Annotated in this window: 8 protein-coding genes and 1 pseudogene; 1 reads left to right on the top strand and 8 read right to left on the bottom strand. The window is 68.0% G+C overall.

From position 1 onward, the window contains the following. Nucleotides 1-170: 170 nt before the first annotated feature. Nucleotides 171-2,132: a helix-turn-helix domain-containing protein gene (locus AB0C96_RS40195; RefSeq protein WP_362924915.1), complete on the bottom strand. Its 1,962-nt coding sequence runs from the start codon at nt 2,130-2,132 to the stop codon at nt 171-173. 123 nt (nt 2,133-2,255) lie between these two features. Here AB0C96_RS40195 and AB0C96_RS40200 point away from each other — a divergent pair, with 123 nt between their 5' ends. Beyond that, on the top strand, nt 2,256-2,456 hold the full coding sequence (locus tag AB0C96_RS40200; protein ID WP_362924916.1) for a hypothetical protein: 201 nt from the start codon (nt 2,256-2,258) through the stop codon (nt 2,454-2,456). 130 nt (nt 2,457-2,586) lie between these two features. Here AB0C96_RS40200 and AB0C96_RS40205 read toward each other — a convergent pair whose 3' ends face one another. The 7 genes and pseudogenes from AB0C96_RS40205 to AB0C96_RS40235 all read right to left on the bottom strand — a co-directional run bounded on the left by AB0C96_RS40205 (nt 2,587) and on the right by AB0C96_RS40235 (nt 8,773). Then, nucleotides 2,587-2,943, bottom strand: coding sequence for a DoxX family protein (locus AB0C96_RS40205; RefSeq protein ID WP_362924927.1), 357 nt, complete (start codon nt 2,941-2,943; stop codon nt 2,587-2,589). A 393-nt stretch (nt 2,944-3,336) separates the two neighbouring features. Further along, nucleotides 3,337-3,774: pseudogene (locus AB0C96_RS40210) on the bottom strand (transposase family protein); the annotation flags it as partial. Between the two features lie 109 nt (nt 3,775-3,883). Further along, nucleotides 3,884-5,644, bottom strand: a complete 1,761-nt coding sequence (locus tag AB0C96_RS40215; protein ID WP_362924918.1) for a hypothetical protein — start codon at nt 5,642-5,644, stop codon at nt 3,884-3,886. Then, the gene (locus tag AB0C96_RS40220; RefSeq protein WP_362924919.1) at nt 5,641-6,492 is read right to left on the bottom strand and encodes a nucleic acid/nucleotide deaminase domain-containing protein; all 852 of its coding nucleotides are present in this window, start codon (nt 6,490-6,492) and stop codon (nt 5,641-5,643) included. Before AB0C96_RS40220 ends, AB0C96_RS40215 begins: the two co-directional genes overlap by 4 nt. A gap of 49 nt (nt 6,493-6,541) precedes the next feature. Beyond that, nucleotides 6,542-7,132: an SUKH-4 family immunity protein gene (locus AB0C96_RS40225; protein ID WP_362924920.1), complete on the bottom strand. Its 591-nt coding sequence runs from the start codon at nt 7,130-7,132 to the stop codon at nt 6,542-6,544. A gap of 37 nt (nt 7,133-7,169) precedes the next feature. After that, on the bottom strand, nt 7,170-8,042 hold the full coding sequence (locus AB0C96_RS40230) for a nucleic acid/nucleotide deaminase domain-containing protein (RefSeq protein WP_362924921.1): 873 nt from the start codon (nt 8,040-8,042) through the stop codon (nt 7,170-7,172). Further along, nucleotides 8,039-8,773, bottom strand: coding sequence for a WXG100 family type VII secretion target (locus tag AB0C96_RS40235; protein WP_362924923.1), 735 nt, complete (start codon nt 8,771-8,773; stop codon nt 8,039-8,041). The genes AB0C96_RS40230 and AB0C96_RS40235 overlap by 4 nt, the downstream gene beginning before the upstream one ends. Nucleotides 8,774-9,203 lie beyond the last annotated feature (430 nt).

The following is a 9,203-nucleotide window of genomic DNA, read 5'->3' on the forward strand; positions in this document are numbered from 1 at the left end:
TCATCTGTGTTGAGCCTTCCGTTCACGCTGCGGGGGCCCGATTTTCTACGGATCGGGTCGCGAGTGAGTTCCCTGCGCATGTGGGAGGGCAGGACGCGAACGAACAGCTCTCTAAGGTTGCCAAGGTCGGCTCGGCTACGTCAGTCGTGTACCAGCACCACGACATCTGGCTACCAAGGGGGTGTAGGTGTGCCATCCGGATCCAGTCCGTGAGGCCACCGATCGTGCAGAGGAGTCTTCGAGAAGTAGGGGGATCCACCTCCGCCTGCATTGGCCATCTGTAGAGCCAGCTGCTCGGCTCCTTGCGAACCGCCGGCCTCGTCCCGCTTGTGGACCAGCTGGGCCAGAGCGTCACTGTTCCCGGCTGCGGCGGCAGAGCGCCCCAGCTGTTCGGCTTCCTGCTGGTCCCCGGCCTCCTCCCGGATGGCGGCCAGTCGAGCCAGGACATGAGGATTGCCGGCGTCGGCGGCTCGTTGGGCAACCCTTTCGGCGCTCTGTCGGTCTCCTGCCCACTCCCGCATCGTGGCCAGCAAGTCCAAGGCATGAGGGTTGCCGGCTTGGGCGGCTCGTTGGGCCGTCTGTTCGGCGGCCTGCTGGTCTCCGGCTTTCTCCCAGAACACCGTCAGCTGGTACAGGGCATCAACGTTGCCGGCGTCGGCCGCCTGTTGACGGAGGTGGTGTGCCCACTGGAGGCGGTGCCGGTCATCTGCTGCCCTGATGAGGTTGTCGAGGTCGTCGGGGTGGGTGATGTGGGCGTGGGCGGCATGCCAGAAGGAGGCGGGTGGGCATAAGGGGGTGCGGGTGATGCGGCCGTGTTGTTCGAGGTAGTCGGCCAGCCGAAAAACCGGTCCCGACATCGGCGTGAGGGGGCCCTTCGCGGTCGGAACGCCGGGTGGACGGCGTGTCGGGCGGGTGCTTGCGCGGCGCAGGGGGGCTTGTTTGCCGTGGACGGGACGGGCGAGTTCTGCATAGGCCTGCTCGGCCCAGTCCTCACTGAGGTTGTCGAAGTCCTGGTCGCTGAGGTAGTCGGTGGCGGCCTCGGTGAGGAACGACTGCGGGAGGTTCAGGCCGACGCCGAGGCGGCGAGCGTCCATCGCCGCCTCTAGGACCGCCCGTGCGGCGGGGGTAACGGTCTGGTAGCGGTTGAGGAGTTCGGGGGCACCAGCAAGATCCTGAGCGAGGTGCCCGTGGTCCTGCACACGGGTGAGAGCGTCGGCCAGCAGCCGGTCGCCGCTCGCTGCGAGGGCGGCGGCGGCGCGCAGAGCCTGTGAGTCGAAGGTGTCGGGCACGGTGAGTACACGGCCGGCGAGAAGCTCCCTTGTCCGGCTGTGTGGGTCCGAGCGGCCGGGCGTGGGCAGGGCCATGTACTGGTGGGCGTACTCGGGCCACAGAGTGCCGAGGACCAGGACGGGCCCTCGCTCGGGCCGGGTGAGCACGCTGTGCAGGGCGGCCGCGATCTGTTCGCCTGCCTGGGGGTCGCCAAGGTAGTGCTGGGCTTCGTTCAGCCACACCACCGTCTTCGGCTGTACCCGGTGCAGCTCTTCGAGCGCGGCCTGGGCCCGGGTGGGGTCGAACGGGTGCCACAGCAGCCAGTCCTGGTCGGCGAGAGGCTGTACGGCTTCCCAACATGCCCGGGTCTTGCCGGTGGAGGAGGCACCGACGAGCACCAGCATGCGGCTGTGCCCCCCGGCCGCAGCACCTACGGCTTCGGCAAGAAGCTGGTCATGGGCGCGCGGCACATAGCCGGGCAGCACCCGCCGCGCACCAGCACCGGGACGAATGCCGTCGGTACTGTCCGATGGGCCGGCGGGGTGGACTTCCAGATCGTGGGGATCCCAGCCGGAGATCGGCCGGCCCGGCCCGCGGTCACCCTCGCCGCCTTCGGTGCCCTCGGAGACGGCGTCCGTGGCTCGGCGGAGTTGATCGAGCAGATCCCTGTCCCGAAGGCCAAGTACACGGGCCAGGGCCGCGACGGTGGCGGGCGAGGGTGCCGGCGCGCCATCGCGCAGAGCGTCATGGACGGTGGTGCGCCCCAGTTTCGCCCGGGTGGCCAGCTGGGTCTTCGTCAGCCCTTTCAGAGCCAGGCCGTCCTTCAACCGCGCCCGCAACTGGGAGAGTTCCGCTCCATCCATGCACTGCCCCGATGTCCTGCTGATGTTCGCCGGAGTTCATCATCGCCCGGCCCGGACCCCGGCGAACACCGACTTCGCGAATCTCGGTCACATCAACATCCGCTGATATTCAGGGAGTCCACCGTGACCCGTCTCGCTCTGGTCCTGCTGGCCGCAGCCGTCGTTGTCCTCACCGCGCTCGTGGTTGCCGCCGGAGCTGGCAAGTTGGCCCGCCTCGACGGCGCCTCCTACCCCGCCGCCTTTATGCGCGCCGCCACCGCCTTCGCCGCCGTACTGACCCTCGTGGCCACTCTCACCGCAGCCTTGGGCCAGATCCTGTTGTGAACCCGCAGAGCCAAGCCTCAGTCTCTCGGCCCCGGCCTTGCCCGCCGGGGCCGAGAAGGCTAACGACCTCGGGAGGAATTGACTTCGGGTGCAGCTCCTCCTGAGGGACGGGTCCCGATTCACCGCTGGGTCACCAGGAGCCGTGGTAAGCCAGGTTCACGACCAGGGCGGCCGCAGGCAGGCAGAAGAACACGGCCCAGGGGCCCAACTGGTAGTCATGGACCCGCAGGTGGGCGCAGAGCGCACCGAGGAAGTACAGCACGAGACCGGCGGCGGCGAGCGTGCCGAGGACCGGCACGGCGAATCCGGCCAGCAGTCCCAGCGCACCCGCCGCCAACAGTGTGCCCAGCGGGCGCATCCAGGACCGGGGCACGCGCAACTTGTCTGCTTGGCTCTTGGGGTACTCGTGGCCGATGAAGTTGGCGGTGGCGGCAAGGCCGTTGACAGTCGAGGTGAGCAGGGTGACCACGAGGTAGGTGGCGAACACGAAAGTCTCCTTCTTCTTCGGCGGAACGACCGCTGGATATCCGCCCTCTCGGACGAGGCGGCGCCCCCGAAAGTGACATGTCTGGTCGGAGCAGTCCCTCAGATGGAGCCGCGCCCATTGACTTCCGTGTGTGCGGGCCTGGGGTTCGGCTGGTGGGTGATCAGCAGGCCGTCGGCCGGAGGGGCACCAGCTCGGTGCTGTAACGGTGGCGTGTGGGCCGGCGGGCTGATCGGTCGGAGACGAGTCCGGCGATTGCCAGGTGGGTTTCGGCGTAGGCGTCGCGCCGTCCGGTGAACCGCTGGAGTGGGCGCCCCTGGGGAACTCGTTCGCCAGGCCCCGGTAACCCTCGTCGACCTCGGCCTTCACATCCGGGTGCCGGTGGAACTGCTCGGCGATACCCTCGGTACGGACCGCAGTTTGGTCGTGCATCCGGCCGGGCCGGACAACACCGCAGAAGAGGGTGCGTCCCTGTCGGTCGCTGAAGGTGGTGGTCTTGACGGTGTTCTGCTTCTTCTTTCCGGAGATGAACGCCTTGCGCCCCGGACGGCCGGCGCGAGGGCGCCGTACTTGGACTTCGGTGCCATCGATGCACAGGACGACAGCTTCGTGCTGGGCGTAGGCGCACAGGTCCTCCAGGGCGCGGATGCACAGGCCGGGCTGGTCCGGAACGGCGAAGCCCCGGGCTGCGAGGAGGGGCCTGACCTGGCGGACGGCTCCGGAGACGGTGGAGCGGTCGACTCCGTACAGCTCGGCCATGGCCTCGTGGGGCAGTCCCAGCCGCAGGCAGACCAGGGTGACCAGCAGCCGGTCGGTGAAGACCAGCTGCGGCATGCCGCAGTCGATCAACGCCACCCTCGTTGCCAAGAAGGTCTTCGCCGAGCGTGGCATGCTCCCCCTCACCAACCTCGGCTGACCATCAGATGTCGTCTTTGGGGGCCGGTCAGTCCCAGAGGCGCGCAGTGTCGAGGCTGAGAGCGTAGGCGCCGTTGGGCCCGGCGACCGTGAGACGGGAGCCGGAGGAGAGGGCGAGCGCACGGCACGGTACGAGAAGAGGCACCGGGCGCATGCGGCCGGTGAGGACGTGCCACAGATGGAGCGTCGCGTCGTTCCAGGCGACCGCGAGGACGGGGCCGTGGGGGGTGTGGGCAGCCGTCATGGCGGTGACGAGAGCCGGGCGCTGTTCGACCGGGACCGGCATGGGATCGGCGGAGGTCTCCCAGAGTCGGACCGTGCCGTCCATGGCAGCGCTCATCACCAGGGTGTGCCCGTCGTCGGGGAAGGCCAGGCAGGCCACGGCGGTGACGGGGGCCGCGTGCAGGGAACGGGCGCACGGGCCCGCATAGTGGGCTGCCGGATCCCAGACGTGGACGCTTCCCTCTTCGTCGCCGATGACCGTGATGCCGCTACGGAGGCACTGGCCGATGGCTGAGGGCGTGACGTCCGGGTTCTTGAGAGCGGCCTGTCCGTGGTGGGTCGCGATGTGGTCGAGGAAGCCGGTGGGATCGTCCCCGGTGGGGTGCAGGGCGCCGGTGTCGGTGAGCAGGAGCAGGGACCTGTCCTGGTGCACGGCGATGCCCTGCGGGCGGGCCGAGCTCGGCGTGGGAGAGGAGGCGGGTGCGGTGCTCCGGCCGGTGGACGCGTCGAGCAGGGTGACGTCGCCCAGCGGGTCGGCGGCATACAACTCGCCCTGCTCGGAGGGAACTTGTGCCAGCGCGGTCATGGCCGCGTCCGGTCGGGCCCAGACGGCCGTGAGCACGTGGGCTTCGGCGAGGGGCAGCAGATAGCGGGCGAGGCCGGGGCTGGCGCCCAGCGCCGCGGCGTGGAGAAGGGCGGCACGCTCGCCGGTGCTGTGCTCGGTGTCCGACAGGTGAGGAGCCGCCAGCCGCCAGGTGCGCCGCAGCCCCGGCGGGGCCGGTATGCGCTCGTCGGCCAGGCAGGCCGCGAGGGACACCGACGAGCCGTGCAGCAGGAACCCGGGGTCGGTGAGCAGGGCACGGACGGCGTGCTCGGCGTCGGGGGCGAGCAGCGCCTGGTCGAGGGCGTGTTCGCGGACGGCCTGCGGAGTCTGGTCCCAGAGCGGGCGGCCGTCGGGGGTGCGGGGCACCTGTGTGGTGAGCTCGACCTTCGGCGGCTCTGCGAGGGGGGACGGTGTGTCACCGACGTGGAGGGTCTCGACGGATGCGACTTTCGCCCAGCCATCGAGGAGGTCGCTGTTCCCGACCTCGACGATGGCACGGGTCCCGGGAAGCTCCAGCAGAGGGACGAGGAGGTCCTCGACCAGGGTCGCCGGACGGGCCGGCGGCCGGTCGGCGGGGCCACGTCCGGAGCGGTGGAGGTCCGGTACGAGCAGCAGCAGGGGCCGCTGATCGACCATGAGACGGTCCAGCAGCCGGGCCGGTGAGAGCGGGCCGTAGCCGAGTTGCCGGCTCAGCTCCCAGGCGAAGGCGTCCGTGAACAGCCCCTCCGCCAGGACGGCCGCGTGAACGACGGTGCGGGGGTGGCCGGCCGAGCCCATGAGGAACCAAGCCAGCAACTGGCTCTTGCCACTGCCCTTCGCGCCCCGGACCAGGCAGACCCTGGGGCGCTCCGGAGAGGTGTCGGCCGCCCAATCCAGCAGCGCCGGTCCGTGGGCCGCCGCGACTCCTTCCAACGGCGGCCAGGTAGCGATATCCGGACCGGCCGGCGCTGGGGCAGTGCTCATCGTCCGGCCGCCGATTCGCTCGGATCGCCCTGTCCGTCGGCGTTCTCGCGCAGGCCCTGGATGCCTGCGGCCCGTGAGTCGGCGGACTCGCCGTAGGGGAAACTGTGCGTCATCTCCGCGTGCGGAAAGACCTGCGCCAGCCACATCGAGCAGTAATGGCCTGGCATGAAGCAGGGCTCCAGGTCGGTGTGGACGCGCAGAACTTGTTCCGGCTCGACTCCGGCCGCGTTCAGGCTGTCCCACAGCCGCTCCTCGGGGTGGAGGGCGATGGCGCCGGACCTGGTGACGATCTGCTTGCCGCCGCCAGCGTCGAGGTACTCGAAGGCCGCGTAGTTCTCGACGCTCGCAGTGTCACGGATGTCGTCCAGCACCAAGGGCCACCAGTTCTCCCGTCCCGCGAACGCCTCCGGATCGTTCGCCTTCAGACGCTCCACCAACCCGTCGAAGGCCGAAGCGGCGGTCTGTGGCTGGTCGGTGCTCAGGATGACGCGCAACGCCTCGCGTAGCTCCAACAGGCCGGCGGCGAAGGCTTCGGGGGAGGAATTGACGAATCGGTCGGGTTCCTCGAAGTCCAGCAGCACCGCCCGTATCGAGCCCTCGGTGTCGGCGCACAATTCGAAGCCGTTGTCGCTGCCCAATCGCGCCCAGCCCGCGCATTCCGCGCGGCCGACGAGACGCCCGGTCGTGGCGGCGTACTCGCCCAGCGGCACCGGGTCTTGCTGACGGGTGGCGAAATAGGGGCCGACCCGCCACGGTACGGAAGTTCCGGCAAGGCGGTGTGCCGGCGTGCCGACGGGATCTTCGGGACCAGTCGGCCCGAAGGTCCGCAGGGTTGCGTCTTCAGTCACCGGGGCGGCGCTCCTTGGGCGGGAGTTTTCGTATCTGCCGGACAGCTCATCAGTAGTCGTATTCGGGATCCACGATGGATGTAAGGACATCGAACCAGCGGGATTCCGGATTTTCCAGTGCGCCGGGGTCGACCGACCTCATCGCTGCCTCGGCGCGTGAACGGGCGCCCTCGGGATCGAAGAGCTCGTCGTCGCCTTCCCATTCGAAGTCGAAATGGGGGCGCTCGGCCTGGAGGATGTACAGGAAGTGGACGAAGTGCCGGAGCTTGCTGTTGAAGAGGTAGATTTCCCCGTCCTGGGGCAGGCAGTGGACCTTTCCGGTTTCCGGGTCGAGCACGATGCCGTCATAAGGGATCTCGCCCAGCGAAATCCACGTGTCGGCGCCCAGCGGGACCTCGGAATAGCGATCCGCGAGTTCCCAGTCGTATTCCTCTTCGATCCGCCGGAACCGTTCTCCCAGCTTGTTGTCCAAGCCGAACCACGGGTTCTTCCCCACGGGGAGCCCCAGTGTGCGCAGTACTTCTCTGGCGTCCGGGTCCGCTACGGCGTCCAGTCGACTCTCCGGGACGGTGATGAGCTCGGCCGGGGTGAACACGGTCTCAAGCGCTTGGCGACTGAGGTCAAGAGGGCTGGTGGTCATGCGCCGTTCCTGTCGCTGGGTAGGTGTGTCGAGAAGTCTATCTACTGGCTCTCAGCCCGTCGAGATAGCTCTCCATTGCCGTATTGCCGGCGGCTCTCGATGCTGTGGTATTCCCGTATTCGACGCTGTGTGTGACCTGTACATGGGGGAGTCTTTCGGCCATCCATGCCGAGCAATTTGTTGCCGGTCCGCAGGGCGCCCGTTCCGTATACAGCTCGCGTATTCGACCCCCTTCGCCCTGTCTCAGGAACGGGGTTCCGATCATCCGTTCCGAATGGGCGCCGACATTCACTCCGTCGCTCCGGTGGCTTCGGCCGACGAGGATGAAGTCCCCCTTGCCGTTTGCACCGGTAACCCGGGCTGCCGCGTAGTTGTTGCTCGTGAACCCACCGGGTTTTTTGGTGCCGTAGCTGTTGTCCGCGTGGCGGGCGAGCTGGGTTGCCTGGGCGAGGTCCGAACTCCCCAGCGGTACCTGTGTGGAGGACGATGTGGGCCGCGGGTCGACCTTCCCCTCCTTGTCGTCCTTGAGGCGGGCGAGCCGCTCGCCCTTCCTCGGACCCCCGACCGACGAACTCTGGAGCCCCAGCCGCTCCTTGTCCTCTGCTGTCAGTGGCTGCTTCTTGTATTTTTCCTCCGGGGTCTTGGCATGGGGATTGTGTTCCAGCCGACTGATCTTTCCGGAGTCGTCAAGATGGTATACCGGCGTCCCTTCTGTCCTTGGGCGCTTGGCGATTCTCTCCATCTCCGCCGCATGCTTGGCGTCGTTCTCCAGATGATTGTCAGCGACCCGCTTCAGCCGTTTTCCGGTGTCGTGGTAGAGGTTCTTGATGGCCTTTCCGGCGTCCTCGCCCAGGGTTTTGGCGAGTTTGCTCGCGCCGCCCTCCAGCGCCTTGGCTACAGGATTGGTCATTCGAAGCTGACCCCCGCGGCCTTCGTGCCGAATTCGGCAGCGTGCGAAGCCACCGTCCGCGCGTGGCTGTGCAACTGTTCCACGCGAGCGTGTAAGGCCTCGGGGTGGATGGAGAAGCTCTCCCCCACATGCCCCCCGCCCCCGCCGGCGGAGACGCCCAGGGCGGACTCGGCGGCCTGGAAGACCAGGCCGCCCACCGCCTTGCCGACCGTCTCCACCAGTGGATCGATGGCCGCCTCGATGACCTGGCCGATGATGTACTGCTCCAGCTGCTGCACCAGGTAGTCCATGAGCTTTTCGGCTGCCTCGATGACGAGCGCCTCGGCCGCCTCCGCGATCCCGAGGGTGGCGACCGCGGCGGCCTGGTCGGCGATGAACGTGATGGCCAGCACGGTGAGTTCCGCGATCGCCTCCACCTTCATCGCCACGATCGTGTCCGCCGCGATGTCCAGCGCGTCGGCCACCGTGTGACAGGCGTTGACCAGCTCCGTCATGTGACTGTCGGACATCTGGCCCCACTTGGCCAGCAACGCCTCGTACGACGCGCCCTGATACACGTCTGCCAGCTGATTGATCGTGGCGGTGGAGTCCTTGTGGGTGTCGTCCACCTTCTGCGCGAAATCCCGCACGTGAGAGCCGAATTCGCGGACCTTGTCCTCGTTGATGTTCGGCCAGTTCACCCCGATGAACTGGAGGAACGACACCACTTGGCCGGGCAGTTCGATCGCCAAAATGACCCCCCGTCACATCTCGACTCTCGCCAGCGTCGCGCACGGTCGGTCCACTGACGGCAAGGTGAGGGCAAAGTTTCGTCAAGGAAACACTCCTTCGCTCACCCGGACTGGACTGAGGCAGCGACGGAGCAGGCGCGACTCGTAGGAGCGGGCCATCTTCTCCGGCAGGGAAGGGGCAACGAGCCTTCGTTGGATCAAAGTTGAAGCCGGAACCGGCAGCCTGTTCGGGGCTCGGCTTCGGCCCCTCCTGAGGGACCGAAGCTTCGACAGCCGGCGGGGACTACTCATCAGCGCATCCCGGACTGCGGGCACGTTGTCCATGTGCTTCTCGTCCCCCGGGCGCGCTACCGCGAGCAGAACCGTGCGGAAATCAAGGCGGCCGCGCTTCAGCAGCTCGCCGAGGGCGGCGTCCAGGCCGTCGCGCTCA

The organism is Streptomyces sp. NPDC048506 (assembly GCF_040651315.1).
In the GTDB taxonomy this organism is placed as follows: Bacteria; Actinomycetota; Actinomycetes; order Streptomycetales; family Streptomycetaceae; genus Streptomyces.